The sequence below is a fragment of the Kerstersia gyiorum genome (assembly GCF_004216755.1).
Classification (GTDB): domain Bacteria; phylum Pseudomonadota; class Gammaproteobacteria; order Burkholderiales; family Burkholderiaceae_B; genus Kerstersia; species Kerstersia gyiorum.
Window position 1 is genome coordinate 751,354 of sequence record NZ_SGWZ01000002.1, and the last position, 26,809, is coordinate 778,162.

Consider the following 26,809-nt stretch of genomic DNA (forward strand, 5'->3'; position numbering starts at 1 on the left):
TCGTCGCCTCGCCGTGCCCTACCTTGTCTGCGCCGCCGTGGCTTGCGCCTGCGCTGCGCGGCATCATCCATTACACTCTTCTTGCTATGAAATACCTGCGTCTGTTTCTTCTCTGGGTGCTCTTGCCAGCGGTGCTGCTGGCGGCCTTGGCCGGCGGTACGGCCTGGTACTGGACGACACACCCGATAACGATGCAGCAGGACAAAACGGATTTTGTCGTCTCGCCGGGCAGTACGCCCAGAGCCATTGCCATGACATTGCAGGAGCAGGGGGTGGAAATAGACCCGCGCGCCTTCGCCTGGCTGGCCCGCTATCGCGGCGATGACGTGCGCATCAAGGCCGGAGGCTATGAGGCACTGCGCGGTGACACACCGCTAACGCTGCTGGAGCGGCTGGCCGGTGGCGTGATGAGCCAGCGCCAGCTTACCTTTGTCGAAGGTTGGAACTATGCGCAGATTCGCGCCGCGCTGCGCGCTCATCCGGATGTGCGGCAAACGCTGGACGGCGTCAGCGACAAGGAGCTGCTGGAACGCCTGGGCAGCAATTTCGAGGCGCCTGAAGGCCTGTTCTTTCCCGATACTTATATCTTTTCTCCAGGCACCACCGATTTCGATATCCTGGCCCAGGCCTATCGCGCCCAGATCCGTGAACTTGAGCAGGCATGGGCGCAGCGCAGCGCCGGCCTGCCCATCAAGAGCCCCTATGAGCTGCTGATCCTGGCATCCATTATCGAAAAGGAAACCGGGCACCACGAAGACCGGGGCAAGGTCGGCGGGGTGTTCGTCAACCGTTTGCGTGTGAACATGCCGCTGCAGACCGATCCCACCGTGATCTACGGCATGGGTGACCGTTACCAGGGCCGTATCCGCAAGCGTGATCTGGAAGCCGATACGCCCTGGAATACCTATACCCGGCGTGGTCTGCCGCCAACGCCCATCGCCAGCCCTGGGCGCGCCTCGCTGCGGGCAGCCGTGGCGCCGGATGAGCATGGCTATTACTATTTCGTCTCACGGGGCGACGGCAGCAGCGCCTTTGCCGCTACGCTGGCAGAGCATAATCGCAATGTCGCCCGTTTCATTCTGAATCGTTGAAGGTACCTCATGGCCGCTAGGCAAGGCTATTTCATTACCCTGGAAGGCGTGGATGGCGCCGGCAAGAGCAGCCATATCGAATGGCTGGCTGCCAGCCTGCGCCTATATGCCCCGGAACTGATCGTGACCCGGGAACCTGGCGGCACGCCTGCAGGCGAACACCTGAGGGAAATGCTGCTGCACCAGCCCATGCACCAGGATACGGAGTTGCTGTTGATGTTCGCCGCGCGTTGCGAGCACCTGCGTGAATGCATCAGCCCGGCCCTGGCGCGTGGCGCCTGGGTGCTGTGCGACCGTTTTACCGATGCCACGTATGCCTACCAGGGCGGCGGCCGGGGCCTGGACGATGGCCGGATCGGCACGCTGGAAGACTGGGTGCAGCAGGGCGTTCAGCCCGACCTGACACTGCTGTTTGACGTGCCGCTGGAAGTGGCGCGCGCCCGGCGTAGCGGCGCACGTGAGCCCGACCGTTTCGAGGCGGAAGCCGAAGCCTTTTTCGAGCGTACCCGCCAGGCCTATTTGCGCCGCGCAGCGGCGGCGCCCGGACGTATCCGTATCATAGATGCCTCTCGCCCGATCGAAGCTGTACGGGCCTCGGTCGCGGCAGTCATGGCCGAACGGTTGCAAGCATGGCAGTGACTCCGATCAAGTCCGGCTACGATTTTCTGCCATGGCAGAAAAAAATCGCCATGGATTGGCTGGCGCAACGTGAACGATTCGCACATGCCTGGCTGATCCATGGCCTGGCCGGCATAGGCAAAACCCACTTCGCCCGGGCGGCAGCAGCCAGCCTGTTATGCGAGCAGCCTGTGCAAGGCCTGGCCTGCGGGCACTGCGAGGCCTGTGGCTGGGTGGCCGCAGGCAATCATCCCGACCTGCGTCTACTGCGCCCTGACAGCGTGGCACAGGAAGAGGGCGAAGGCGAAGAAGATGCCGAAGGAGCGGGCGGCGAGGGCGCAAGCGCCAAAAAGGCGCCGTCCCGTGAAATCCGTGCCGAGCAGATACGGCGCCTGGGCAACTGGTTCAACACCGCCACCCACCGGGGCGGCTGGCGCGTGGCGGTACTGTATCCCGCCGAGGCGCTGAACCACATTACGGCCAACGCGCTACTGAAGATACTGGAAGAACCTCCAGCCAATACGGTCTTCCTGCTGGTGGCAGATGCGCCGGATAAACTCCTGCCGACCATCGTTTCACGGTGCCGCAGGCTGCCGCTGCCGGTGCCTGCGCCGGAAACCACCCAGGCCTGGATGGACGCGCAGGGCGTGCGCGACGCCGATGCCTGGCTGGCTGCAGCCGGTGGCGCACCGGTGCTGGCCACGCGGCTGGCCGCCAGCCGCGAACGCCCATGCCCGGACTGGCTGCAGCAGTTGTCCGCCTTGCTTTCCCAGCCCGGTCAGGCCGATATCGGCACCGTGGCGGACATGCTGGAAAAAATTGCCGCTACGGAGTGGCTGGATGGCTTGCAGCGCTATTATTTCGACTTGCAGCTGGCGCTGGCGGGCCTGCCGCCGCGTTATTTTCCCGCCCTGGCGGGCGATATATCCGCCATAGCCAGGCGCGCCGAGCCGATTGGCCTGAGTGATACGGCACAATGGCTCAAGCGCCAGCAGGCGCTAGCCACCCATCCGCTCAACCCGAAACTTTTCATACACAGCGCATTGCAGCGCGTCATGCTTTCCACGCGGGCATGAGCGCCGCGCCTGCCGCATCATGTACATCGACTCACACTGCCACCTGAATTTTCCGCAACTCAAGGACAACCTGCCGCAGATCTTCAGCGACATGGACGCCAACCAGGTAACCCATGCGCTTTGCGTCAGCGTGAATCTGCCGGACTGGCCGGAGATGCTGTCGCTGGTGGAATCCTCGCCGCGCCTGTGGGCCTCCGTTGGCGTGCACCCTGATTATGAGGACACGCCGGAAGCCAGCCCCGCAATGCTGGTTGACATGGCGCGCCACCCGAAAGTCGTCGCCATCGGGGAAACCGGGCTGGACTATTACCGCCGTGAAGATCAGCCGGAATGGCAAAAACAACGCTTCCGCGATCATATTCAGGCAGCGCGCCAGGCGGATCTACCCCTGATTATTCATACCCGCGCATCCGCTGCCGATACCATTGACATGATTGCCAGCGAAGGCCGGGGAGAGGTCCGTGGCGTCATGCACTGTTTTACCGAAGACTGGGATAACGCTCGCAAGGCCCTGGACCTCGGCTTCTATATTTCTATTTCGGGCATCGTGACCTTCAAGAATGCACCTGTCATTCATGATGTCGCCAGCAAGGTGCCGCTGGACCGTCTTCTGATCGAAACGGACTCCCCTTATTTGGCTCCCGTTCCCTTCCGGGGCAAGCTCAACGACCCGTCGAAGGTTCGTTACGTGGCTGAGAAAATCGCAGCACTGAGAAATGTCGATCCAGCACTGATAGGCGAGGCAACCAGAGATAACTTCTACAATCTTTTCAATAAGATATCCAGATAACTTAAATCTATTTATAGGATTTTCTTGCGTCCAGCAAGGCCGCAAGCCGAAATAATAAAAATACCAATAAAATCATATATTTACATAATATACATAAAGCGTTTTCTTTAAAGTGCATTCTTTAAAGTGATTTATTTAAAGTAGATTATTCACTACTGGGAGCCCGCATGACCAACCGCATCATCACGCCATCGCGCCGCCAGACTGCCAGCCCGTCATCGCACTCCCGCCGGCAGCATCTGCTTACTGGCCAGCAGCGTTTCATGCCGGGCCGCCGCGCCTGCCTGGCGAGCGTGTTGAGCCTGTGCTGTGCCGCCGCCTGGGCCAGCAAGGAAACTCGCGTGCCAGTGCCCAGGGATTGGTGGGTAAATCTGGACAATGACCGGGCAGCCTCCATCGCCAGCGCATTGCGGGCAGGGGCGGACCCCAACTTGCGCAATGAAGAAGGCATGCCGTCCGTCATGTACGCGGTACGGAAAAGCGCCTGGAATGCATTCGACGTGTTGGCTGCAGCCCCTGGGCTCAACCTGGAAGCCCGCAACCGCTGGGACGAGAATGTGCTGATGTATGCCGCGCTCATGGGGCAGACTGGCAGGGTAGAGCAGTTGCTGCGGCGCGGTGCCGAGATCAACAAGCTAGGCTGGACGGCGCTGCACTACGCTGCTGCCGGCGGCCACGAAGATACGGTGGACTTGCTGCTGGCCAACGGCGCCATGGTCAATGCGCCGGCGCCGGATGGCACCAGCCCGCTCATGATGGCGGCACAGGCCAATAGCCGGCCGGCTGTCGAACGCCTGCTGCAGGCCGGTGCTCATCTGGCGCAACAAACCACCGATGGCCGCAATGCCGTGGATTTTGCCGAATCCAAGGGGCATACCCGGATGGCAGAGGAGCTGCGTACCCTGATGGCTCGCCGGCCTGCCAACCGCTGATTGAAGGGTCTGGGGCTGCGGCCACGGGCCGCCAGATTCGGGGCAGGCCGGTACATGGCAGCGTGGCGACCTGACGCCATACACCTGCCTTGAGTGCAGGCCCTTCATTTCATTAAGCATTATCTATATTTAGACCGGTTGGCCGGTCATATTATTTATGCTGCACCTGCTGTTGCAGGCGCGCCAAAAAACAATTAGGGACAATCATTTTTTGCATTGCATTCTCGAATAGAATTTGGGGCGCAACTTTGTAAATCACCGGACAATACGGAGACACCCGGAATGATTGCGCAGCACCCCACGCATAACCTGCCGTCTTATCTCGATACCAATCACCTCGGTCCCTGGGGCATTTACCTGCAACAGATAGACCGCGTGGCGCCTTATCTGGGCGACCTCGCACGATGGCTGGAAACCCTGAAGCGTCCCAAGCGCATTCTGGTTGTAGACGTACCCATTGAACTGGACAACGGCAAAATCGCCCACTTCGAAGGCTATCGCGTCCAGCACAACACCTCCCGTGGCCCCGGCAAGGGCGGGGTGCGTTATCACCAGGACGTGACCTTGTCTGAAGTCATGGCGCTTTCCGCCTGGATGTCGGTCAAGAACGCGGCGATCAACCTGCCTTATGGCGGCGCCAAGGGCGGCATCCGTGTCGATCCCAGGCAACTCAGCATGGGCGAACTGGAACGACTGACACGTCGCTATACCAGCGAAATCGGCATCATCATCGGGCCGAACAAGGACATCCCCGCGCCTGACGTCAATACCAATGCCCAGGTCATGGCCTGGATGATGGACACGTATTCGATGAACGAGGGCGCTACCGCCACTGGCGTGGTGACCGGCAAGCCGATTACGCTGGGTGGCAGCCTGGGCCGCAACGAAGCTACCGGCCGCGGCGTGTTCGTGGTTGCCTGCGAAGCAGCCCGGGATCTCGGCGTGCCGCTGGAAGGCGCGCGCGTTCTGGTGCAGGGCTTTGGCAACGTGGGTGGCATCGCGGCCAAGCTGTTCCAGGAAGCCGGTGCCAAGGTCATCGCCGTGCAGGACCATACCGGCAGCGTACGCAATGACAAAGGCCTGGATGTACCGGCCTTGCGCCAGCATGTGCAAACCCATGGTGGCGTGGCGGGCTTCCCCGGCGGTGAAGACCTTGCCAATGACGATTTCTGGACACTGGAAGCCGAATTCCTGGTGCCGGCCGCGCTGGAAGGGCAACTGACCGAGGAAAACGCGCCGGGCGTGCGCGCCCGCATCGTGGTGGAAGGCGCCAATGGCCCGACCACCCCGCAAGCGGACGACATTCTGCGCGACAAGGGCATTCAGGTTGTACCAGACGTCCTGGCCAATGCCGGTGGCGTGGCCGTCAGCTACTTCGAATGGGTACAGGACTTTTCCAGCTTCTTCTGGACGGAAGACGAAATCAACCAGCGGCTCGAGCGCATCATGCGCGCCGCCTATTCGTCTATTTCGGGTGTGGCACAGGAACATGGCGTATCCCTGCGAACGGCTGCGTTCATCGTTGCGTGCTCACGCATTCTTGAAGCACGCCAGCTGCGCGGCCTGTATCCCTAAGCCTGCCTAGAGCCGGGCACCGGGGCCGGCCTCACGGCCGCCCCGGGCCAGCAAGCTGCCCCAGCTTGATGCTGCGCCACCGGTAGCACAGGCAGTTCAGTGCTGCTGAAACTGCGATGAAGCAAATTGCGGTGGACGCGTTGTTGCGTACTCAGGCCGTGCCGTCAAGAAAAGCACGTACGATGTCATTGAAACGGCGCGGATGCGCCAGATTGACAGCGTGGGAAGCACCGTCAACCTGCACCACCCGGGCATTCGGCAGGTGTGCTGCCAACGCAGCCACCGTCTGGTGGAAACGCTCCGGACTGCGCTGCCCCTGTATCAGCAGGATGGGCAAGCTCAGCGCTGCCAGATCGGCGGACTGATAATGCGGCAATAAATCCGTCGTTAGCTGACTGGGCAGCGTATGAGCGTTATCCAGCGCCATCCTGCGAAAACTGGCTGGACTGTAGCGCCAGCTTCCTGCGCGGCTGACGCTATCGACGAATTCTGCCACTGCGGCCTCGGTAATGCCGGCGCGCAATTGCCCGGCAAGCTCGTCTCGAAAGGCCTTGTCCAGGCGCAGCGCCTCGCTATCTTCGCCTTCCAGGCGTCCTGCGGGCTCTACCAGCACCAGCTTCCCCAGCTTTTCGGGCATCCTCAGCGCCAGATGGGCCGCCAGCAAGCCGCCACGGGAATGGGCGACGACATCTACCTTGCCGGGCAGGGCACCTACCAGCTGCATCAGGTCTTCCACATCCTGCTCCCAGGACAGGGCAGGCAGGACTTTGTCCGGAAAATAAGCGCGCAAGCTGGGTGCGATGGCATCCCGGCCATGTTGGGCAAATTCCGTGACCTGGGCCCGCCAATAGCGCGCATCACACAGGGAACCATGGATAAACAGCAGCGGCGCGCCGTGCCCGGCGCGCAAGCCTGCCCAGGACAGCGTGTCGGGCAGATTGAAATGGGTGAAATCGGCAGACATGGGAAATGAAGCAAAGGCCATCAGGGCCTGGAATCCGCCAGTTTAACCGTCCTGCGGCCACAACGTCGGGTGCTGCACGCGACCATTCCGGTCATCAGGCAACACCGGCCCATATTCACGCCTGGCCGGGACGCATGCCCAGTAATGCAGCCTGGGCGATCATTGAACTTCACACGCTGAGCTCATGCCGCGACGGCAGCCGGACAGTTGCGTCTCAACCTTGCGTCGCAGACGGCGCCCAGGCGGTGCATGAGAATCGACCCTGTGCGGTATTTCAGCACAGGGCCGATGCGGGGCCTACTTCGCTGCGCGTGCTGCTGGCGTGGGCAGGTACTCGGGGCGCAGGATACCGTCCAGCGCCGAATAAGGTAGATTGAATACCGGTATGCCGTCAGAACGCGGCGCGATTGAATAGAGCGGATAAAGGATGCGTACACCATCCGTATCCAGCGCAAAAATACTGCTGGGCTGGTAGGGCCAGGTCTTTACGTATTCAGCGTATTCGGTTTCGCTCAAATTCTTGGCCGCCATCCAATTGTCGAAAGCCGTGCGCAACAGGGTGTCGAAGCGCGGCTTGGCGCCAGGCTCGAGCACGTCATCCAGCGTCAAGGCCCGCTGCTGCGGGATAGACCAATTCAGGTATTCGGTCTGGTACATGCCATTGGCACCGCCGGAATACTCTTCAGTTTCCAGCTCCAGGACCAGCAGCGCAGGCGTTTCGCGGTAGGGCTTGGCGCTCAGCGTCAGCATGTCGCGCGGCGTGGCGCTTTGCAGGAATGCAGCACGCAAGGCCTTGATCGACGGGAATGGGTTCTGGCCACCGTCCAGCATGCCCAACAGCTGGCTTTCTATGCTGCGGTTAAGGGCCGGCTGCGTGGCGTAGCGCGCAATGTTCACGCTGATATTGCCGCACAGCTCTTCCGAGCTCTTCAGGGTGCGGTCGCAGCTTTCAGGCAATTCCTTCCAGCTTTCCATGCTGTAAGGCAGCGCCGCGCTACTTTTCACCGGGGTCACGCCGATATCCGCAGGCGGGGTGCTGCCGCAGGCAGCAAGCAACAGTGCGGTCACGAACGCAGGCGCCGCCAGCAGCGCGTGGCTTCGGGAGGAACGGTTCAGAGACGGGAAATTTTGTTTCATTGTTGCAGGCCTTCCAGGGAAAAAAATGAGTCACGCGCAAGCGGGGCAGTACAGACTGCCCAAGCAGACAGATCAGGCCGCGTTGCGCACCTTTTCACCGATTTCATACGCACGGCGCACGGCAGGACGGGCGGCAATACGCGCCATCCAGTCCTTGATGCGGGGGAAATCGTCGATATTCTGCTGCTGGCGTTCGTAAGGCACGATCCAGGGGTAGATCGCCATATCGGCAATAGAGTATTCGCCGGCGACAAACGGCCGATCAGCCAGGCGTTTTTCCAGCACACCATACAGGCGCGTGGTTTCCTTGACGTAGCGCTCAATGGCATATGGCACTTTCTCTGGCGCGAACACCGAAAAATGATGGTTCTGGCCTGCCATCGGGCCAAGCCCGCCCATCTGCCAGAACAGCCATTGCAAGGCATCCATGCGCTCACGCAAATCAGGAGACAGGAATTTCCCGGTTTTCTCGGCCAGGTAGACCAGGATGGCGCCCGACTCGAACACAGGAATCGCGGCTTTCCCATCGGCCGGATCGTGGTCGATAATGGCGGGAATGCGATTATTCGGCGAAACGGCCAGGAAATGCGGCTGGAACTGTTCGTTCTTCGAAATATTGATGGGCTGCAGGCGGTATTCCAGGCCTGCTTCTTCCAGGAAAATGGCAATTTTCTGGCCATTCGGAGTCGGCCAATAGAACAGTTCAATCATCGTTCATCCAGGATAAAAGTCGGCAGTACACCGGTCTCATGACCGGTTTCGCCCAGGGCGAGACTGCTCGACAGTATCGTATAGACAGGCATTCAAGTCCATGCGTTCAAATCTCTGAATTTTCAGCAAATGTGAACGCATGGCTATGGGAGGAAAACAGATGCAGAACGATTTGCTCACCCGTCTCGAAGCCATGCGCAAGGGCGGCCAGGACAACCTTTTGCTGCGTTTCAGCCTGGGCAAGGCCTATGCGGAGCAGGAACGCAACCAGGAAGCCGCGACGGAGCTGGAAGCCGCACTGGTACATGACCCGGATTACGGCGCTGCGTGGAAATGGTTGGGCCGCGCCCGGCTGGCGCTGGGCGATACCAGCGGCGCGCGCATGGCCTGGGAAGAGGGCGTCATACGGGCCGAAGCCCGCGGCGACAAGCAGCTGGTGAAGGAAATGCAGGTATTTATCAAACGCCTGGACAAAGCAGGAGCATGAAAACCATGGCAACAGCGACGATTTATCACAACCCGCGTTGCGGCACGTCCCGTACCGTATTGCAGCGTTTACAGGACGCCGGCCTTGAGGTGGAAATCATCGAGTATCTCAAAACACCGCCGGCGCGGGATCGACTGGAAGCACTGATTCATGCGGCCGGACTGAGCGTGCGCGAAGCCATACGCAGCAAGGAAGCGCTGTTTACGGAACTGAAACTCGATGATGCCACGCTCGAGGAATCGGCCTTGCTCGACGCCATGGCCGCACATCCCATCCTGATCAACCGGCCCATCGTGGTGACCGAACGCGGCACGCGCCTATGCCGTCCTGCCGATGTCGTGGAAGAAATCCTGCCGGCCTGATCGTTTGGCAAAAACAGCGTTCATGCAGGCCAATGCCCTGCATGAACGCTGCGAAAATACCTCATTAACAAGATGAGATATTTAATACAACTATATGATTTTAATAAAAAATATTAATAATAATATTAGTTATAGCGCCCGCCGGCCCCTGACAGGCTGAACCGTCCGGCCCCCAGGAAGAAAATGGCCAGGGCCCCGAACAGGAACATGCCGGGCAATTCCGGAGCCCAGCCGCCGCTACGCGTCAGATGCGTCAGCTCGCCGCCGTGAGCCAGGAAAAAGGCAAACAGCATGTTGACGATCACCAGTAGGGCGCCGACCCGGGTATAAGTGCCCATGACGATCAGAATAGGGCCCAGGACTTCGCCCAGATAGGCGCCATAGGCCAGCCAGCCCGGTAATCCTTTGGCCACCAGCATGGATTCGGGGCCGCCAACGCCGTTGACGACTTTCAGCAGGCCGTGCAGCAGCACGAGAATTCCCACGGCAAGCCTGAGTACCAGTTTTCCCAAGTCATCGGATTTCAGCATGTTCATCGTTCTTGATTGATTGGTTTTGGAAGGCAACCATGATCATAGAGGATAGGCCACGGCGGAGACAGTGCCGGTTTTTGAATATTTGCAGACGGTCCTGGCAAGACCACTGAACCAGCAAGCTGGCAGGCGATGAAGCAGATCAGGTTCGACACGCCGTGGATTCAAACAGCTCCAAACCCAGGTCCAAAATGCGCTGCCGCAGGCCGCGAAAGTCGATGTGAAAACCACGAATGCGCGGCGTAGGATACGGTACGCAGGTTTGCGAATCAATGCATCAGTCATCAGCACTTGGGACGACAACGCAGAGGCATGAAAATGCTGTGCGTGTGCCAAACAAACACAGGATTCTGGCCTGGCTTCTCCCATGTCCATTCGACGCATAATGTATATTATGTAAAGTATTGGATGGGGATACTTCATGGCAAGCATCCCCGCTACCTCGGCAGTCCGTCCTTTCATCCAAGCCTCCATCCAGCGCTCAACTCCCGGAAACATTCCCGGATGTCTATCCGTCGACACCAGATCAACTATTTTCTGTGTCGCGGGTTCTTCTGTTGCTGTGAACAGGAACACGGTGCGCGGCGACATAATCTGCCGCTTGCCTGCGCTGCCAAAATAAAAACAGCTTTCCACCATGCCGGCAGAAAGCTGTTTCGGAAAACGCCCAGAGCCTCGCTGGGCGACTTCAGGAAAAATCAGTCGTTGCTGTTTTCGTCGTCATTGCTGCCCGATGTCAATCCGACCCCTTCCGGAGCCGCCTCGCGTCCGGAGGCCAGACGCTGCAGATAGGCTTCGTCGATATCACCGGTAATGTAGCGGCCGCTGAAGCAAGAGTCTTCAAAAACCTGCAAGGCGGGATTGATGCTGGAGATCGAGGTGTGCAAGGCATCCAGGTCCTGGTACACCAGCGCATCGACGCCGATACGGCGGGCAATCTCGTCTTCGTTGCGGCCGTAGGCAATCAATTCTGTCTGCGTCGGCATGTCGATGCCATAGACGTTGGGGAACCTGACGGGCGGCGCAGCGGAAGCCATATATACCTTGTTGGCTCCTGCCGCCCGCGCCATCTCCACGATTTCGTGGCTGGTGGTACCGCGCACGATGGAATCATCCACCAGCAGCACGTTCTTGCCACGGAATTCCATGTCAATGGCATTGAGCTTCTGGCGCACGGATTTCTTGCGCACCGCTTGTCCAGGCATGATGAAGGTACGGCCCACGTAGCGGTTCTTGATCAGGCCTTCGCGATAGCTCAGGCTCAGGCGTGCTGCCAGCTGCATGGCTGCAGGGCGCGAGGAATCCGGCACCGGCATGACCACGTCGATATCGCCCAGGCGCAGTTGACGCGCCACTTTTTCGGCCAGGTGCTCACCCATGCGCAGGCGTGCATCGTAGACCGACACGCCGTCCATCAGGGAATCCGGGCGTGCAAAATAGACATACTCGAATACGCATGGCGCATGCACGGCATCACCATCAAAGCCCTGTTGCGACACATTGCCGTCAAGATCAATGAAGATTGCTTCACCTGGCTGCACATCGCGTACGAACGTGAAACCACAGCCAACCAGGGCCACGGATTCCGATGCCACCATCCACTCATCGCCCTTCCCTTCGTTGCGACGGCCCAGGCACAGCGGACGAATACCGTTGGGATCGCGGAATGCCAGCAAGCCATAGCCGGAGATCTGGGCCACGACGGCATAGGCGCCCTTCACCCGATGGTGCATGGACTTGACGGCTGCGAAGATCGCATCGGTATCCAGCGATACGCCCTGGGCAGCCTGTTGCAGCTCGTGCGCCAGCACATTGAGCAGCACTTCGGAATCGGAGTTGGTATTGATGTGGCGACGGTCGATGCGGAACAGGGATTCACGCAGTTCGCGCCAGTTGGTCAGGTTGCCGTTGTGCGCAAACGCGATGCCGAACGGCGCATTCACATAGAACGGTTGTGCTTCTTCCACGCTTTCGCTGGAACCTGCGGTCGGATAACGCACATGGCCCAGGCCGGCATTGCCGGGCAGCGAACGCATGTTGCGGGTTCGGAAAACATCACGTACCAGGCCGTGGGCCTTGTGCATATTGAAGCGGCCTTCGTGCACCGTGACGATGCCGGCGGCATCCTGTCCACGGTGCTGCAAAAGCAGCAGACTGTCATAGATCAATTGATTGACCGGACTGCGCCCGACAACCCCGACGATTCCACACATGCTTGGTTCCTGTTGATATATCGTGAAATTCCCGCCAGACAGCCGGGTCCTTCCCGTCACTACTTGCTGGAGCCTAAGGCTCCGGATTAATTCTTTCCGCCTCGCCTCGTGTCAGTCAACGAGGCTCGCGCTTCGGGCAGGCCATCACAGGCCCGCGCCCTGAGCGGCACCTCCTTGCATACCCTGCACAGATATCACACTTCCGGAAAGCGCTTCGAGGGCACCCTTGCCTGCATCGGGCGGCTGTACTGGTTCTTTCCATTCAGGCAACCAGTCCGGCCCATGGACCCCCAGCCAGGCCGTGATTTCGGCCACGGCATTCTGCGCCGTTCCGGAAAACATGGCGTCCTTCCACCAGGGCTGCTCCGGCATCGGGGTGTAGCCCGCGATAGCGGTACCGGCAAGCACCAGCACCAGGCCACGCAGCAAGCCGAACAGGCCACCCAGGCCGTGGTCGGCCGGCGTCAGGCCGGTGGTGCGCACCAAGGCCGCCAGCGTCATGTTCAACAGACCGACCAGCAGCAAGGCGGCAATGAAAACAATGAGATAGCCCAATCCCATGCGCAACATGGGCGCTTCGATGTATGGCGCCAGCCATTCGTACATCAGCGGCCCCCACCAGATGGCAGCAAGGGTGGCCGCGGCGAATGCCACCAGCGAAAGCACCTCTTTCAGCAGCCCGCGTATCAGGCCCAGCAAACAGGAGGCTCCCAGCACGACCAGCACGACGATGTCATAGGCTGTCATGTTGAACTCCTGGAGCCCCGCGTGACAGGGAAAAAATGCGCTGGCAACAAATGGAGACAGCCCTGCTCCAGGTTGGCCGGGAACCCGCTGCGGTCTTTGGAAGAAGCCGGAGCAATATTCGCCATGCCTAGGAGCAGGAGCGCAGAAATCATTGCGATATCTTTAGTACCGTAAGCGGCCGTGTTTATTGCGGTGCGATGAAGCCGTTATCGTAGCCCAGGGTACGCATGCGGGCCTGGGCGGCCTGTGCCGCATCACGCGAAGGGAAAGGACCAACGCGCAAGCGGAACTGCCGTTTGCCGCCAGCGGTGACCGGTTCGACATAGGCGTTGGTTATGCCAGCGGCATGCAATTCATTGCGACGTGCCGCAGCCGAGGCCTCTGTCGTATAGGCAGCTACCTGCAGGACGAAGCGTCCTTGCTGGGCGGCACCCTGGCTGGTGCTCGGACGTGCCGCTGGCGCACGATTGGACGACTGCACGTTGCGCCCTTCCAGCAATGCCAGGGCAACCGCGCCGTCATCGGTACGTTGCGAATCGCGGCTGGGCGTGGTGGCTGGCGCCGGCGTGGGCGCTGGTGCGGGGGTTCGTGCGGGCGGACGGGTTTCGGCCGGAGGCGTTGTCGGTCGCTGAGTATCGACGGCGGGCGGCGGCGCGGGCGGTGCCGGAACGCGAGCCGGCGGCGTCACCGGGGGAAGATTCAGAGGCGCTTCCGGCGCAGCGGGCGGCGCGGCGGTCTCGGTCTCTTCCGAGCCAGGTGTCGCCGTGGCATCGGAAGCATCGGCCACAACGGCGGGTGCCACCGGACGTGCGATCAATTCGGGGATGGAGACGGCAACGTCGGTGGCGACGGGTACCGGCTCGGAGTCCAGCACCATCGGCAGGACAACCACTGCGGCCAGTACCAGCGCCAGTGCGCCAGCCAGCCGACGGCGCGCCTTCACGCGCAATGACCTGGCCTGGGATTCACTGGACGCACCTGTCCGCTGCCGCCGTGCAGAAGAAGCTGTCTGGCCGTCTTTGTTCTGGCGAGAAAACAAACCCATGAAATGCGTCCGTCGTGTCCGTCGTAAAAGGAATCGGAATCGGGTGGTGCGCGGGATCAGGCCCGCACACCGGCCGTACGGCCCAGGGCTTCCAGTGCCCCGGCGACCGTCAGGAATGATCCGAACACAACGATTCTATCATTGTCCTGAGCAGCCTCGCGAGCAGCCGCAAAGGCAGTGCGGACATCCTGACATGCATGGACGGCCGGCTCGCCCTCCTTGCCTTCCTGAATTTCCAGCGTCTGCCTTACCTTGGCTGCGAGTTCTTCGCCCGTCGTGCCGCGCGGGCCTTGCAGCGTGGCGCAATACCAGCCGTCGATGCGGCGCCCCATGGTCCGGATGACGGCTTCGCGATCCTTGTCGGAAAGCATGCCCAGCACCGCATAGGTGTAGGGGTGGTAGCCCATGTTGTCGAGGTTCTGCGCCAGCACTGCCGCCGCATGCGGGTTGTGCGCAACATCCAGGATCACGGCCGGCTGCCCGGGCAGGATCTGGAAGCGGCCAGGCAACGACGCCTGGGACAGCCCGACGCGCACGGCCTGCTGCGGCACAGGCAACCGTTCCTGTACAGCCTCCAGCGCGGCCAGCGCGGCCGATGCATTGAGCAATTGATTCGCGCCCCGCAGCGCCGGATAAGCCAGTGCGCGGCGGCGCTGGCTGCGGCCGCCATATCCCCACTGCTGGCGGTCGCCGGAATAATTGAAATCACGGCCAAACTGCCAAAGGTCGGCGCCGATTTCTTCGGCGTAGCGTGCCACGCTTTCGGGCGGCAGCGGGTCGCTGCAAATGGCAGGTTTGTCCTTGCGGAAGATGTGCGCCTTCTCCCAGCCGATGACCTCGCGCGTATCACCCAGCCATTCCGTATGGTCGATATCCACGCTGGTCAGGATCGCGCAATCGGTGTCCAGGATGTTGACGGCGTCCAGGCGGCCGCCCAGGCCGACTTCCAGAACGACCGCATCCAGGCGCGACGCGGCAAACAGGCTCAGGATCGCCAGCGTGGTGAACTCAAAATAGGTCAGCGAAACGTCGCCACGTGCGGCCTCGACCTTGCGGAAGTGTTCTATCAGCTGGGCGTCGGTGGCGTACTCCCCGTCGACGCGCGCCCGCTCGTTGAACACCATCAGATGCGGCGAGGTATACAGGCCCACCCGATAGCCCGCCGACTGCAGAATGGCCTCGAGCATGGTGCAGGTCGAGCCCTTGCCATTGGTTCCCGCGACGGTGAATATCACCGCGTCGAAATGAAGATCCAGGCGCTTCGCCACTTCCTTGACCCGTTCCAGCCCCATGTCTATGGGCTTGGCATGAATGGATTCAAGGTATGACAGCCACTGTGTCAAAGTGGCTTGTGCATTATCAAGTATGGAAGGCATGGCAGAACACGGCGCGGCAAACGCGCAAAAAAGAGAGATACCCGGCGCGGCGCTATCCAGCGTGACCGCGGCGATCAATCCTCTATTCTATCCCGCTTCCGACCCAAGCCGCAGCCGCCATGCAAAGCGGATTGACGCCCTCCTCCACAAACCCGGCAAGCTGCCTGTCACGGTCTGGGCGGCAGGCTGGTGGCCTGCCGCGGCTTATGCCGCGCCCTGCACCTCTTGCCTGATCCAGTCCATGAAGGCCCTGACTTCAGGGCGCTGCGCGGCTGCGGGCAGCGTCACCAGGTAATAGGCAAAGCGTGCCGGCCAGGGTCGGTCCAGCACCTGCACCAGACGGCCAGCAGCGATTTCCTCCTGCGCATATTCCTGCGGCACCAGCGCCAGACCTTGCCCGGCGGCTGCCGCCCGAATCAGCAGATAGTCATCCTCAAGCACCGTGCCCCGCTCCGCCCTGGGGTCGGCCGCCACGCCGTGCGCAGCCAGCCAGAGCGGCCAGTCGGCCCGGTCTGCATCGTGCAACAGCGGGTAGCCCAGGCAATCTTCCGGTGCATCAAAGGCATGGCGGCCTGCCATCAGCGCCGGGCTGGCCACCGGCACCAGCACCGGAGCCATCAAGTGCATGACATCCAGGCCAGGATATTCCCCCAGCCCATGCCGTAGCGCCACATCCACCCGATCGCGACGCAGGTCCACCAGGGCAGACGTGGCCTCCACTCGCACCTCGATCAGCGGGTAGCGCTGCTTGAAGCGCCCCAAACGCGGGACCAGCCAGGATGCCGCGAAAGCGGGCACGGTACTGATTGTCAGAGCCTGGCGGCCCTTGAACGCCTCCAACGCATCAATGGCCCGTTCAATCCGGGCAAAGGCTTCCAGCAGCGCCGGATGAGCGGCGGCACCTGCCTCTGTCAGGCGCACGCCGTGCCGCTCCCGTGTGAACAGCACCAGGCCCAACCGTTCCTCAAGCAGCTTGATTTGCTGGCTGACCGCACCGGAAGTGACGTGCAGGGCCTCGGCCGCTGCCTTGATGCTGCCCCGCTGCCCGACCTCAACAAAGGTCCGCAGCGCTTGCAATGGAAGTGAGGCCGACATTGAGTTTAGTGTTCCTTAATCCTTGAATTAACAATGATCGTTTCCGATCTGTCCACTTAAACGTCATGATTCAGTGCCCTTAGTGACATGAAATGGATTTAGTAATCCTACACCCTGGACAAAGCAAGATGATAAACCTGTACACCGATAGTTCCCCCAATGGCTTCAAAGTGACAATCGCCCTTGAGGAGCTGGCACTGCCCTACCGCTTGCATCATGTCCGCATCGATGCTGGCGAGCATCGGCAGCCGGCATTTTTGGCCCTCAATCCCCACGGACGCATTCCCGTCATTGTCGATACCGAAACCGGTATCACGCTGTTCGAATCGGCGGCCATTTTGCTCTACCTGGCAGAAAAAAGTGGCCGGCTGCTGCCGTTACAGCCAGCGGCACGTTGGGAAGCGATCAAATGGCTGCAGTTTCATGCATCCAGCGTCGGCCCGATCATCGGGCAGCGGGTACATTTCGAGCTGTTCGCCACGGACAGGAACCCCACCGCCATTGAACGCTTTCAAAGCCTGACGAACAGCGTCTTCTCCGTGCTGGACAGCCACCTGGCCCGGCATATTTATCTGGCCGGGGAGGATTACTCGATTGCCGATATCGCACATTTCGGCTGGACACATATTGCGCGCATCATCAACTTCGATTTCAGCCGCTACCCGCACCTGTCAGCCTGGCATGAACGCGTGGCGCAGCGGCCAGCCGTACGCAAAGGCATCACCTTGCCAACACCGGCAACCGGCGCATGAAACAGCCAGACAGCGCGATGCCTTCCGACGACAGCCATTTACCCGTTGCGGGCGCATCGGTATCGTCCAGCGCTTGACGCCCTCCTGCCCACACTTTATATTATTTGGAACGATCATTCCAAATAAGTTGATGCCATGCGTAGCAAAGAGTTCGAACCCGACGAAATCGCCGATGCCGCGATGCGCGTATTCTGGTTGCGCGGCTATGCCGCCACCTCGGTACAGGATCTGGTAGAAGGCACCGGGCTGTCGCGCAGCAGCCTGTACAGCACTTTCGAGAACAAGCAGGGGCTGTATCAACAGGCGCTGCGCCGCTATGAGGCAGTGACTACTGCCAACGTGACGTTGTTGTCTGGCCCAGGAGCCCCAAAGGACCTGATCCGGCAGTTCCTGATGCGCATTGCCGAAGATGAACTGGGCGACCCGCAGAAACGTGGTTGCCTGGTTGCCAACGCCACGCTGGAGCTGGCTGGCCATGACGAAGCCGTGGCCGAGCTGGTGATGCACAACTTCCAGCGTCTGCAAGCAGCACTGGAGAAATTGATTCAACGCGGGCAGCAATCAGGCACCTTGGCCGCTGTCAGGCCCGCCCACGCCCTGGCGCGTTTCTTCGTCAACACTGCGCAGGGAATGCGGGTGCTTGGTAAAGGCAGCCCGGCCCCTCAGCGCCGGCAATGCCTGATGGATGTGATCGACGTAGCACTAGACACTTTATAACTACCCGCCCGGGCCGCTGCCCATAGCGCAGCGTTTCGGGTTTTTCTTTCGGCCATATTGGAATGATCATTCCAATATGTTTTTATCGTTCATCGCAAGGACTTCTCATGAGCATACGCCCACTTCCCACCATTGCCGTGCTTGGCACCGGCCTGATAGGCGCCCCGATTGCGCGCAACTTGAACAAGCGCGGATTCACGGTACACGCCTGGAATCGCACGAAGCCCAAGGCGCAGGCATTGGCTGCGCCAGGCATCCTGGCCTTCAACAGCCCAGCCGAAGCCGTACAGGGCGCCAGTATTATCATCACCGTACTCAAGGACGGCTCCAGCGTGCAGGCAGTGCTGCAAGCGGCGGCACCGGCCTTGCGCTCCGGGGCAATCTGGCTGCAACTGGGCACGGTCGGGGTCGAAGGTATCGACACCCTGGCCGAATTGGCCCGTCAATTTGGCCTGGTGTTTTACGACGCGCCGGTACAAGGCACCCGCCAGCCGGCGGAAGCCGCCCAATTGGTCATTCTGGCATCCGGCCCTGTCGCGCAGCGTGACGCAGTGCAGCCCGTCTTCGACGCCATAGGCAAGCGCACGCTCTGGGTATCGGAGCAAACAGGCATGAGCAGCCGCCTGAAGCTAGCGCTCAACAATTGGGCATTCGCGCTGACGCATGGGCTGGCAGAGAGCCTGCTGCTGGCCAAGGCGCTGGGCGTAGCGCCCGCGCTAGTGCTGGATGCCGTCACTGGCGGCCCGATGGACAGCGGCTATTTCCAGGTGAAAGCGGCTGCCATTCTGGCGGACGATTACAGCACCAGTTTTTCCATTGCAAATGCCACGAAGGATGCCCGTCTGATCGTGGATGCCGCAAAACGCTCGGGCATACAACTGGATGGCGCACAGGCCGGGCTGGGGCGTTTTGAACGTGTCCTGGCTGCAGGGCACGGCGACAAGGACATGGCCGCCTCTTATCTCGCAGGCGGCCCCCTCTCTGGAGCAATCACCGGATGAGCCGCGCTGAACAAGATGCTGCCCTGCCTGCGTCCCATACCGCTGGCTTGCCTGTCGGAAAGCTGCTGGCCTTCACAATGGCCGGTTTCATCACCATCATGACGGAAACCATGCCCGCTGGGCTGTTGCCGCAAATCGGGCGCGGCCTCGGAGTCTCCGAAGCCCTGGCCGGACAACTGGTAACGCTGTATGCCCTCGGATCGGTGCTGGCGGCCATTCCGCTTATCGCCGCGACACGTGGATGGAATCGCCGCCCTCTTTTCTTGGCGGCTATCGGCAGCCTGCTAGTGTTCAACACCATTACTGCCCTGTCCAGCCATTACTGGTTGACGCTGGCCGCGCGCTTCGTTGCCGGCATGGCCGCCGGCGTCATCTGGGGGCTGCTGGCCGGCTATGCCCGGCGGCTGGTGCCGCCCCGCTTGCAAGGGCGGGCGCTGGCGCTGGCTGGCGTCGGGCAGCCTGTCGCGCTGGCGCTTGGCGTGCCACTTGGAACCTGGCTGGGTACCTTGTCCGACTGGCGCGGCATTTTCTGGATCATGTCGGGCCTGTCGCTTCTGCTGTGCCTGTGGGTACGGCTGGCAGTGCCTGATTTCGCCGGGCAATCAGCCGGGCAGCGTCTGCCCATCCGCCGCGTCGTCACCCTGCCTGGCCTGCGTCCGGTGCTGCTGGTGCTGTTCGCCTGGATGCTGGCGCATAACACGCTCTACACCTACATTGCGCCGTACCTGGCTGCTGCAGGCCTTGGGCAGCGTGTCGATGCGGTATTACTGCTGTTTGGCGCAGCGTCCGTCGCGGGCATCTGGGGCACGGGCCTGCTGGTCGATCGTCATCTGCGCATGCTGACGCTGTCGAGCCTGGTGGTGTTCGTTGTTGCGGCGCTGGTTCTGGGTTTGGCGGGCGCGTCCGTTGGCGCCGTTCTCATGGGCGTAGTCGCCTGGGGCCTGACCTTCGGCGGTGCGCCGACGCTGCTGCAAACCGCGCTGGCGGATGTATCAGGAGACGCAGCGGACGTAGCGCAATCCATGTTGGTGACGATATTCAATCTGGCGGTTGCCGGTGGAGGCGTGCTCGGCGGCATCTTGCTGGAGCGCCAGGGGGCGGCCTCGCTGCCTTGGGCATTGGTCGCGCTGGCGTTGCTCGCGCTGGCCGTCGCCTGGTCGGCCAGTCATCATGGGTTTCGGCCTGGCCGCCGAATGACGGTCTGAAGCAGGCCCGACACAGGAAAACCTGTGTTGCTGGCGGAATGCACGGGCCTCTGCGCGACTCGCGCGTGCAACGACCGAACCTATTGTCTTCCTGGCTTCAGCGCCATCCCGTGCAAGCAGGTCTTGCCAGCAACGAAAAATGCCTCCCTTGCGGGAGGCATTCAGGCCGGCGCCCCGGTAATGGCGGCGCCGCGCGACTAACCGTGCAGGTCTATTTCTTGCGTACCGGCGGCAGATCGGTGCAATGGCCTTCGGCGGCTTCGGCCGCCATGCCCACCGATTCGCCCAACGTCGGGTGCGGGTGGATGGTCTTGCCGATGTCCACGCTGTCCGCGCCCATTTCCACGGCCAGGGCCACTTCGCTGATCAAGTCGCCGGCATGCGTGCCGACGATGCCGCCGCCCAGCACGCGATGCGTCTCGGCGTCGAAAATCAGCTTGGTGAAGCCTTCGTCGCGGCCGTTGGCAATCGCACGGCCGGAAGCAGCCCAGGGGAACACGCCCTTGGTGATCTTTACGCCCTGCTTCTTGGCATCATCTTCGGTGAGGCCGACCCACGCCACTTCCGGATCGGTGTAAGCCACCGACGGGATGACGCGCGGTTCGAAAGCCGCCTTTTCGCCTGCAATGACTTCGGCTGCCACGTGCGCCTCATGCACCGCCTTGTGCGCCAGCATGGGCTGGCCGACGATGTCGCCGATGGCGAAGATATGCGGCACGTTGGTACGCAGCTGTTCGTCCACGGCGATGAAGCCGCGTTCGTCGACACGCACGCCGGCCTTGTCGGCGTCGATGCGGTTGCCATTGGGCCGACGGCCGACGGCTTGCAGTACCAGGTCGTAGCGTTGCGGCTCGGTCGGCGCGCCCTCGCCTTCGAAACTGACATAGATGCCATCTTCGCGGGCTTCAGCGCCCACCGTCTTGGTCTTCAGCCAGATATTATCGAAACGCGCAGCATTGTGCTTCTGCCAGACCTTGACCATATCGCGGTCAGCGCCTTGCATCAGGCCATCCTGCATTTCGACGACATCCAGGCGTGCGCCCAGCGCGGAGTACACCGTGCCCATTTCCAGGCCGATGATGCCACCGCCGACGATGAGCATCTTCTTCGGCTGGCTGCGCAGTTCCAGCGCACCGGTGGAATCCACCACGCGCGGGTCATCCGGCAGGAACGGCAGTTTCACCGACTGACTGCCTGCGGCAATAATGGCGTGCTTGAATCGCACCACTTTTTCACCGCCCGCCGCCAACGCCACCTTGATGTGGTGCGGGTCGGCAAACAGCCCGGTGCCCTGCACCACTTCAACCTTGCGGGCCTTGGCCATGCCGGCCAGACCGCCAGTCAGCTTGGCGATGACGCCTTCCTTGAAGCTGCGCAGCTTGTCCAGGTCGATCACGGGTTCGCCGAAGCTGATGCCGTGAGCGGCCTGGGCGCGAGCCTCGTCGATGATGGAAGCACTGTGCAGCAACGCCTTGGACGGAATGCAGCCCACGTTAAGGCAGACACCACCCAGCGTGCTGTAGCGTTCGACCAGCGCGACCTTCAGGCCGAGATCCGCTGCGCGGAACGCAGCGGAGTAGCCGCCGGGGCCCGCGCCCAGCACCACGACATCGACGTCGATGTCGGCGGAACCGGCAAAGCTGGCCGCCTGCGGCGCCGGCTCGGCACTGGCCGCCGCGGGCGCAGAGGTGGCTTCGGCCCTGGCCGGAGCGGCCGCTGCCTCAGCCTTGGCAGGCGCGGCCTGGGCGGAGGCGCCTGCCTCCACTTCCAGGATCACCGAACCTTCCTTGACCTTGTCGCCGACATTGACCTTGACCGACTTCACCACACCGCCTTGCGACGCCGGGATTTCCATCGAGGCCTTGTCCGACTCCACCGTAATCAGGCTTTGCTCGGCTTCGATCGTGTCGCCGACCGCGACCAGGACTTCGATCACTTCGACGCTGTCGAAGTCACCGATATCCGGTACCTTGATCTCAACAAGATTGCTCATATCCCAGTCCTCACAGTGCGATGCGGCGGAAATCGGCCAGCAGCGCGCCCAGGTACGCATTGAAGCGGGCGGCGGCGGCGCCGTCGATGACGCGGTGGTCGTAGGACAGCGACAGCGGCAGCGTCAGGCGCGGCACGAATTGTTTGCCGTCCCAGACAGGCTTCTGATACGAACGGGAAGCCCCCAGGATCGCGACTTCAGGCGCATTGATGATGGGCGTGAAGTGCGTGCCACCAATACCACCCAGCGACGAAATGGAGAAGCAGCCGCCCTGCATTTCGGACGGCGACAGCTTGCCATCGCGAGCCTTCTTGGCCAGCTCGGACATTTCCTTGGCCAGTTCGACAATACCCTTCTGGTCGGCATCGCGGATCACCGGCACCACCAGCCCGTTGGGCGTATCGGCGGCAAAGCCGATGTGGTAGTACTGCTTGAGCACCAGGGTGTCGCCATCCAGGGAGGCGTTGAACTCGGGGAATTTCTTCAGTGCAGCAACCACGGCCTTGATCAGGAATGCCAGCATGGTGAACTTCACCCCTGCCTTTTCGTATTCCTTGTTCAAGGTCACGCGCAGCGCTTCCAGTTCCGTGATGTCCGCTTCGTCATTATTGGTGACGTGCGGGATCATGACCCAGTTGCGATGCAGGTTGGCACCGGAAATCTTCTTGATGCGCGACAGCGGCTTGGCTTCGATCGGGCCAAACTTGGTGAAGTCCACCTTCGGCCAGGGCAACAAGCCCAGCGCAGCGCCATCGGCACTGGCAACGGCTCCGGCCTGCGGTGCAGCACCGGCAGACAGCGCCTGCTTGACGAACTTGCGGACGTCGTCGTGCGTGACACGGCTCTTGGGGCCGCTGCCTTGTACCTTGAGCAAGTCCACGCCCAGCTCGCGGGCGAACTTGCGCACCGACGGCGAAGCATGGGCAAGCTTGTTGCCAGACAGATCGGCCGGGGCCAGCGCCGCGGTAGGCACCGGCTTTTCGGTGCTGGCTTGAACAGGCGCAGGTGCCGTTTCAGCCTTGGGGGCTGCGGCAGGCGCTGGGGCTGGCGCGGCTTCGGCCTTGGCCGGTGCGGCCGCTGCCTCAGCCTTGGCAGGCGCGGCCTGGGCGGAGGCACCTGCCTCCACTTCCAGGATCACCGAACCTTCCTTGACCTTGTCGCCGACATTGACCTTGACCGACTTCACCACACCGCCTTGCGACGCCGGGATTTCCATCGAGGCCTTGTCCGACTCCACCGTAATCAGGCTTTGCTCGGCTTCGATCGTGTCGCCAACGGCGACCATCACTTCGATCACTTCGACGCTGTCGAAGTCGCCAATATCCGGCACTTTGATCTCAACGAGATTGCTCATGTCTTATGTCCCCTTTACGCGTAGTGCGGATTGGCCTTGTTCGGGTTGATGCCGTACTTCTTGATGGCTTCGGCCACCTTGGCGCGCGGCAGCTTGCCTTCGTCTGCCAACGACTTGAGCGCGGCCAGGACGATGAAGTGACGATCAACCTCGAAGTGCTCGCGCAGCTTGTAGCGGTAGTCCGAACGGCCATAGCCGTCGGTGCCCAGCACATGATAGCGGCGGCCTTCCGGAACGAACGGACGGATCTGGTCGGCGAACATCTTGATGTAGTCGGTCGACGCGACGATCGGGCCTTCGCTTTGCTCCAGCACCTGGGTCACATAGGGCTTGGGCGCTTCGGCTTCCGGGTTCAGCAGGGCCTGGCGCTCGGCATCCAGGCCGTCGCGGCGCAGCTCGGTGAAGCTGGTCACGCTCCAGACGTCGGCGGCAACGCCCCAGTCTTCGCTCAGCAGGTCCTGTGCAGCCAGCGATTCGCGCAGGATGGTGCCCGAACCCAGCAACTGCACGCGCAGCTTGCCTTCGCCGCCAGCCTTCAGCTTGTACATACCGCGGATGATGCCTTCCTCGTCGCCTTCGTTCAGGCCGGGCTGGGCATAGTTTTCGTTCATCACCGTGATGTAGTAGAAGACGTTTTCCTGGTCTTCTACCATGCGCTTGAGACCGCGCTGGATGATGACGGCCAGTTCGTGGCCGAAGGTCGGGTCATAGGACACGCAGTTCGGGATCAGGGCCGACTGGATGTGGCTGTGGCCGTCTTCGTGCTGCAGGCCTTCGCCGTTCAGCGTGGTACGGCCGGCAGTGCCGCCCAGCAGGAAGCCGCGTGCCTGCATGTCGCCGGCCGCCCAGGCCAGATCGCCGATACGCTGGAACCCGAACATCGAGTAATAGATATAGAACGGGATCATGACGCGGTTGTTCGTCGAGTACGACGTTGCCGCGGCGATCCAGGAGCTGAATGCGCCCGCTTCGTTGATCCCTTCCTGCAACAGCTGGCCGTTGGCGGCTTCCTTGTAGTACATGACCTGGTCTTTATCGACCGGCACGTACTTCTGGCCTTCCGGCGCGTAGATGCCGATCTGGCGGAACAGGCCTTCCATACCGAAGGTACGGGATTCGTCGGCCAGGATAGGCACGACGCGGGGGCCCAGGTTCTTGTCGCGCAGAATCTGGTTCAGGATGCGCACGAACGCCTGCGTGGTCGAGATCTCGCGGCCTTCGGCGGTCGGCTCCAGCACAGCCTTGAAGGTATCCAGGGCAGGCACGGGCAGCTTTTCGTCGGAAACGCGGCGACGCTTGGGCAGGTAGCCGCCCAGGGCTTCGCGGCGTTCGCGCAGGTACTTCATTTCCGCCGATTCTTCGGCAGGCTTGAAGTACGGCAGCTCTTCGAGCTTGTCGTCCGGCACCGGGATATTGAAGCGGTCGCGGAATTCGCGGATGGCGTCCAGATCCAGCTTCTTCTTCTGGTGCGTCGGGTTCTTGGCCTGGCCGTCATGGCCCAGCCCATAGCCCTTGATGGTCTTGGCCAGGATGACGGTGGGCTGGCCGCCGTGTTCGGTGGCCGACTTGAACGCAGCGTAGACCTTATGGGGGTCATGGCCGCCACGATTCAGGCGCCAGACATCGTTGTCGCTCATGCGGGCGACCATTTCCAGCAGCTTGGGGTGCTTGGCGAAGAAGTTTTCGCGCACGAACTTGCCGTCGTTGGCCTTGTAGGCCTGGTATTCACCATCGACGGTGTCTTCCATGATCTTGCGCAGGATACCTTCCTTGTCGCGCGCCAGGAGCGGATCCCAGTAGCCACCCCAGATCAGCTTGATCACGTTCCAGCCGGCGCCACGGAAGTCGCCTTCCAGTTCCTGGATGATTTTGCCGTTGCCACGCACAGGGCCGTCCAGGCGCTGCAGGTTGCAGTTGATGACGAAGATCAGGTTGTCGAGCTTTTCGCGTGCGGCCAGGCTGATTGCGCCCTTGGATTCCGGCTCGTCCATTTCGCCGTCGCCGCAGAACACCCAGACCTTGCGCTTGCTGGTGTCGGCGATGCCACGGGCATGCAGATACTTCAGGAAACGGGCCTGGTAAATGGCCATCAAGGGGCCCAGGCCCATGGACACCGTCGGGAACTGCCAGAATTCCGGCATCAGCTTCGGGTGCGGGTAGGACGACAGGCCCTTGCCATCGACTTCCTGGCGGAAATTGTCCAGCTGTTCGTCGCTCAGGCGGCCTTCCAGGTAGGCGCGAGCATAGATGCCGGGCGACGAGTGGCCCTGGAAGTACACCAGGTCGCCACCATGCTCTTCGGTATCCGCGTGCCAGAAATGGTTCTGGCCCGTGCCAATCATGGTAGCCAGCGACGCGAACGAAGCCAGGTGGCCGCCGAGGTCACCGCCATCGGGCGGCGTGTGGCGATTGGCCTTCACGACCATGGCCATGGCGTTCCAGCGCACGTAGGCGCGGATGCGGGCTTCCAGTTCGAGGTTGCCGGGATGGCCGGGCTGCAGCGCTTCCGGAATCGTATTGACGTATGCGGTGTTGGGCGAAAAAGGAATATGGGCGCCCGAACGGCGTGCCTGGTCGATCAGGCGTTCAATCAGGAAGTGGGCGCGTTCCGGCCCCTCCTGTTCCAGTACCGCGGCCAGGGCATCAAGCCATTCCTGGGTTTCGAGGCTGTCGATGTCTTGCGCCGTCGAGCTTTGATCGACGTTCTCTTGTGCGGACATAAGGTGTCTCCTTATCTTCGGATGGACGGGCGAAGCCGGGAGTTACCGGCTTGATCCAGATTTCTGCGCTACTTTGCCCAGGCTGCCAGCTTGAGCTGGCTATCTTGGCCACTTTACCTATCATGCGCCGCCCGTTGCGCGTCGTGGGGATGCGAAACCGGGCGAAACTTGTCAGTCGTCAAGCTTTGAGCAAAAAGCCCTCGCAGGACCGTGGCAGGCAAGCGCTGGCATGAACACCAGGGGCTTTCCTTTCGTAACCTAGCATATCGTTATCGCAAACGCATTCTAGGAAAGACACTGTAGCGGAGCAAGCGA

General features: G+C 61.4%; 24 protein-coding genes and 1 pseudogene. 12 read left to right on the forward strand and 13 right to left on the reverse strand.

Annotated features, from left to right (window positions below; all coding sequences use genetic code 11):
* Positions 1-86 precede the first annotated feature (86 nt).
* From mltG to EV679_RS09715, 6 genes are all read left to right on the forward strand, one after another.
* A complete protein-coding gene (mltG, locus tag EV679_RS09690; protein WP_130487061.1) occupies positions 87-1,091 on the forward strand; it encodes an endolytic transglycosylase MltG in 1,005 nt (334 codons plus the stop codon).
* A gap of 9 nt (positions 1,092-1,100) precedes the next feature.
* Entirely contained in the window at positions 1,101-1,730 is a 630-nt protein-coding gene (gene tmk / locus EV679_RS09695) for a dTMP kinase (RefSeq protein WP_130487062.1), read from the forward strand.
* The gene (gene holB / locus EV679_RS09700) at positions 1,721-2,785 is read left to right on the forward strand and encodes a DNA polymerase III subunit delta' (protein WP_130487063.1); all 1,065 of its coding nucleotides are present in this window, start codon (positions 1,721-1,723) and stop codon (positions 2,783-2,785) included. The genes tmk and holB overlap by 10 nt, the downstream gene beginning before the upstream one ends.
* A 19-nt stretch (positions 2,786-2,804) precedes the next feature.
* On the forward strand, positions 2,805-3,575 hold the full coding sequence (locus tag EV679_RS09705; protein ID WP_130487064.1) for a TatD family hydrolase: 771 nt from the start codon (positions 2,805-2,807) through the stop codon (positions 3,573-3,575).
* 167 nt (positions 3,576-3,742) lie between these two features.
* The gene (locus EV679_RS09710; protein WP_130487065.1) at positions 3,743-4,507 is read left to right on the forward strand and encodes an ankyrin repeat domain-containing protein; all 765 of its coding nucleotides are present in this window, start codon (positions 3,743-3,745) and stop codon (positions 4,505-4,507) included.
* A 282-nt stretch (positions 4,508-4,789) separates the two neighbouring features.
* Complete coding sequence (locus tag EV679_RS09715; RefSeq protein WP_301289028.1) at positions 4,790-6,082, forward strand: Glu/Leu/Phe/Val family dehydrogenase; 1,293 nt, start codon at positions 4,790-4,792, stop codon at positions 6,080-6,082.
* Positions 6,083-6,233: 151 nt separating this feature from the next.
* Here the strand turns inward: EV679_RS09715 and EV679_RS09720 are convergent, their stop codons facing one another.
* The 3 genes from EV679_RS09720 to EV679_RS09730 form a co-directional block, all read right to left on the reverse strand.
* Entirely contained in the window at positions 6,234-7,046 is an 813-nt protein-coding gene (locus EV679_RS09720; RefSeq protein ID WP_165390014.1) for an alpha/beta fold hydrolase, read from the reverse strand.
* 297 nt (positions 7,047-7,343) lie between these two features.
* On the reverse strand, positions 7,344-8,183 hold the full coding sequence (locus tag EV679_RS09725) for an RsiV family protein (protein WP_130487067.1): 840 nt from the start codon (positions 8,181-8,183) through the stop codon (positions 7,344-7,346).
* Positions 8,184-8,255: 72 nt separating this feature from the next.
* Positions 8,256-8,894 carry a glutathione binding-like protein gene (locus tag EV679_RS09730; RefSeq protein ID WP_130487068.1) on the reverse strand — a complete coding sequence of 213 codons (639 nt, stop codon included), beginning with the start codon at positions 8,892-8,894 and terminating at the stop codon, positions 8,256-8,258.
* A 160-nt stretch (positions 8,895-9,054) separates the two neighbouring features.
* Here EV679_RS09730 and EV679_RS09735 point away from each other — a divergent pair, with 160 nt between their 5' ends.
* Complete coding sequence (locus EV679_RS09735; protein ID WP_083969645.1) at positions 9,055-9,381, forward strand: tetratricopeptide repeat protein; 327 nt, start codon at positions 9,055-9,057, stop codon at positions 9,379-9,381.
* Positions 9,378-9,743, forward strand: coding sequence for an arsenate reductase (glutaredoxin) (gene arsC / locus EV679_RS09740; protein WP_165390015.1), 366 nt, complete (start codon positions 9,378-9,380; stop codon positions 9,741-9,743). The genes EV679_RS09735 and arsC overlap by 4 nt, the downstream gene beginning before the upstream one ends.
* Positions 9,744-9,868: 125 nt before the next feature.
* Here arsC and EV679_RS09745 read toward each other — a convergent pair whose 3' ends face one another.
* The 7 genes and pseudogenes from EV679_RS09745 to EV679_RS09775 all read right to left on the reverse strand — a co-directional run bounded on the left by EV679_RS09745 (position 9,869) and on the right by EV679_RS09775 (position 16,752).
* On the reverse strand, positions 9,869-10,273 hold the full coding sequence (locus EV679_RS09745) for a DoxX family protein (protein ID WP_068372548.1): 405 nt from the start codon (positions 10,271-10,273) through the stop codon (positions 9,869-9,871).
* Positions 10,274-10,315: 42 nt separating this feature from the next.
* On the reverse strand, positions 10,316-10,915 hold the full coding sequence (locus EV679_RS09750; RefSeq protein WP_130487070.1) for a hypothetical protein: 600 nt from the start codon (positions 10,913-10,915) through the stop codon (positions 10,316-10,318).
* Between the two features lie 59 nt (positions 10,916-10,974).
* Positions 10,975-12,489: an amidophosphoribosyltransferase gene (purF, locus tag EV679_RS09755; RefSeq protein ID WP_068372200.1), complete on the reverse strand. Its 1,515-nt coding sequence runs from the start codon at positions 12,487-12,489 to the stop codon at positions 10,975-10,977.
* Positions 12,490-12,753: 264 nt separating this feature from the next.
* Positions 12,754-13,236, reverse strand: a pseudogene (locus tag EV679_RS09760) (CvpA family protein); the annotation flags it as partial.
* A 184-nt stretch (positions 13,237-13,420) separates the two neighbouring features.
* Positions 13,421-14,281, reverse strand: a complete 861-nt coding sequence (locus EV679_RS09765; RefSeq protein WP_130487071.1) for an SPOR domain-containing protein — start codon at positions 14,279-14,281, stop codon at positions 13,421-13,423.
* 56 nt (positions 14,282-14,337) lie between these two features.
* Positions 14,338-15,657, reverse strand: coding sequence for a bifunctional tetrahydrofolate synthase/dihydrofolate synthase (gene folC, locus EV679_RS09770; protein WP_130487072.1), 1,320 nt, complete (start codon positions 15,655-15,657; stop codon positions 14,338-14,340).
* Positions 15,658-15,861: 204 nt separating this feature from the next.
* The gene (locus EV679_RS09775) at positions 15,862-16,752 is read right to left on the reverse strand and encodes a LysR substrate-binding domain-containing protein (protein WP_130487073.1); all 891 of its coding nucleotides are present in this window, start codon (positions 16,750-16,752) and stop codon (positions 15,862-15,864) included.
* A gap of 128 nt (positions 16,753-16,880) precedes the next feature.
* Here EV679_RS09775 and EV679_RS09780 point away from each other — a divergent pair, with 128 nt between their 5' ends.
* From EV679_RS09780 to EV679_RS09795, 4 genes are all read left to right on the forward strand, one after another.
* The gene (locus EV679_RS09780) at positions 16,881-17,504 is read left to right on the forward strand and encodes a glutathione S-transferase family protein (protein ID WP_130487074.1); all 624 of its coding nucleotides are present in this window, start codon (positions 16,881-16,883) and stop codon (positions 17,502-17,504) included.
* A gap of 135 nt (positions 17,505-17,639) precedes the next feature.
* The gene (locus EV679_RS09785; protein WP_130487075.1) at positions 17,640-18,221 is read left to right on the forward strand and encodes a TetR/AcrR family transcriptional regulator; all 582 of its coding nucleotides are present in this window, start codon (positions 17,640-17,642) and stop codon (positions 18,219-18,221) included.
* 107 nt (positions 18,222-18,328) lie between these two features.
* Positions 18,329-19,222 (forward strand): NAD(P)-dependent oxidoreductase, encoded by an 894-nt coding sequence (locus EV679_RS09790; protein WP_130487076.1) that lies wholly within the window; start codon positions 18,329-18,331, stop codon positions 19,220-19,222.
* The gene (locus EV679_RS09795; RefSeq protein ID WP_130487077.1) at positions 19,219-20,427 is read left to right on the forward strand and encodes an MFS transporter; all 1,209 of its coding nucleotides are present in this window, start codon (positions 19,219-19,221) and stop codon (positions 20,425-20,427) included. The genes EV679_RS09790 and EV679_RS09795 overlap by 4 nt, the downstream gene beginning before the upstream one ends.
* 211 nt (positions 20,428-20,638) lie before the next feature.
* Here the strand turns inward: EV679_RS09795 and lpdA are convergent, their stop codons facing one another.
* From lpdA to aceE, 3 genes are read right to left on the reverse strand one after another with little or no spacing between them, the layout of a single operon-like run.
* Positions 20,639-22,420, reverse strand: coding sequence for a dihydrolipoyl dehydrogenase (lpdA, locus tag EV679_RS09800; RefSeq protein WP_130487078.1), 1,782 nt, complete (start codon positions 22,418-22,420; stop codon positions 20,639-20,641).
* Between the two features lie 10 nt (positions 22,421-22,430).
* Positions 22,431-23,774 carry a dihydrolipoyllysine-residue acetyltransferase gene (gene aceF, locus EV679_RS09805; protein ID WP_242611453.1) on the reverse strand — a complete coding sequence of 448 codons (1,344 nt, stop codon included), beginning with the start codon at positions 23,772-23,774 and terminating at the stop codon, positions 22,431-22,433.
* A 14-nt stretch (positions 23,775-23,788) separates the two neighbouring features.
* Positions 23,789-26,494 (reverse strand): pyruvate dehydrogenase (acetyl-transferring), homodimeric type, encoded by a 2,706-nt coding sequence (gene aceE / locus EV679_RS09810; protein ID WP_068372186.1) that lies wholly within the window; start codon positions 26,492-26,494, stop codon positions 23,789-23,791.
* Positions 26,495-26,809: the final 315 nt, after the last annotated feature.

Coding starts and splice junctions, on each gene's coding strand:
- mltG (WP_130487061.1), top strand. CDS start 87: ATGAAATACCTGCGTCTGTTTCTTCTCTGGGTGCTCTTGCCAGCGGTG.
- tmk (WP_130487062.1), top strand. CDS start 1,101: ATGGCCGCTAGGCAAGGCTATTTCATTACCCTGGAAGGCGTGGATGGC.
- holB (WP_130487063.1), top strand. CDS start 1,721: ATGGCAGTGACTCCGATCAAGTCCGGCTACGATTTTCTGCCATGGCAG.
- EV679_RS09705 (WP_130487064.1), top strand. CDS start 2,805: ATGTACATCGACTCACACTGCCACCTGAATTTTCCGCAACTCAAGGAC.
- EV679_RS09710 (WP_130487065.1), top strand. CDS start 3,743: ATGACCAACCGCATCATCACGCCATCGCGCCGCCAGACTGCCAGCCCG.
- EV679_RS09715 (WP_301289028.1), top strand. CDS start 4,790: ATGATTGCGCAGCACCCCACGCATAACCTGCCGTCTTATCTCGATACC.
- EV679_RS09720 (WP_165390014.1), bottom strand. CDS start 7,046: ATGTCTGCCGATTTCACCCATTTCAATCTGCCCGACACGCTGTCCTGG.
- EV679_RS09725 (WP_130487067.1), bottom strand. CDS start 8,183: ATGAAACAAAATTTCCCGTCTCTGAACCGTTCCTCCCGAAGCCACGCG.
- EV679_RS09730 (WP_130487068.1), bottom strand. CDS start 8,894: ATGATTGAACTGTTCTATTGGCCGACTCCGAATGGCCAGAAAATTGCC.
- EV679_RS09735 (WP_083969645.1), top strand. CDS start 9,055: ATGCAGAACGATTTGCTCACCCGTCTCGAAGCCATGCGCAAGGGCGGC.
- arsC (WP_165390015.1), top strand. CDS start 9,378: ATGAAAACCATGGCAACAGCGACGATTTATCACAACCCGCGTTGCGGC.
- EV679_RS09745 (WP_068372548.1), bottom strand. CDS start 10,273: ATGCTGAAATCCGATGACTTGGGAAAACTGGTACTCAGGCTTGCCGTG.
- EV679_RS09750 (WP_130487070.1), bottom strand. CDS start 10,915: ATGGTGGAAAGCTGTTTTTATTTTGGCAGCGCAGGCAAGCGGCAGATT.
- purF (WP_068372200.1), bottom strand. CDS start 12,489: ATGTGTGGAATCGTCGGGGTTGTCGGGCGCAGTCCGGTCAATCAATTG.
- EV679_RS09765 (WP_130487071.1), bottom strand. CDS start 14,281: ATGGGTTTGTTTTCTCGCCAGAACAAAGACGGCCAGACAGCTTCTTCT.
- folC (WP_130487072.1), bottom strand. CDS start 15,657: ATGCCTTCCATACTTGATAATGCACAAGCCACTTTGACACAGTGGCTG.
- EV679_RS09775 (WP_130487073.1), bottom strand. CDS start 16,752: ATGTCGGCCTCACTTCCATTGCAAGCGCTGCGGACCTTTGTTGAGGTC.
- EV679_RS09780 (WP_130487074.1), top strand. CDS start 16,881: ATGATAAACCTGTACACCGATAGTTCCCCCAATGGCTTCAAAGTGACA.
- EV679_RS09785 (WP_130487075.1), top strand. CDS start 17,640: ATGCGTAGCAAAGAGTTCGAACCCGACGAAATCGCCGATGCCGCGATG.
- EV679_RS09790 (WP_130487076.1), top strand. CDS start 18,329: ATGAGCATACGCCCACTTCCCACCATTGCCGTGCTTGGCACCGGCCTG.
- EV679_RS09795 (WP_130487077.1), top strand. CDS start 19,219: ATGAGCCGCGCTGAACAAGATGCTGCCCTGCCTGCGTCCCATACCGCT.
- lpdA (WP_130487078.1), bottom strand. CDS start 22,420: ATGAGCAATCTTGTTGAGATCAAGGTACCGGATATCGGTGACTTCGAC.
- aceF (WP_242611453.1), bottom strand. CDS start 23,774: ATGAGCAATCTCGTTGAGATCAAAGTGCCGGATATTGGCGACTTCGAC.
- aceE (WP_068372186.1), bottom strand. CDS start 26,494: ATGTCCGCACAAGAGAACGTCGATCAAAGCTCGACGGCGCAAGACATC.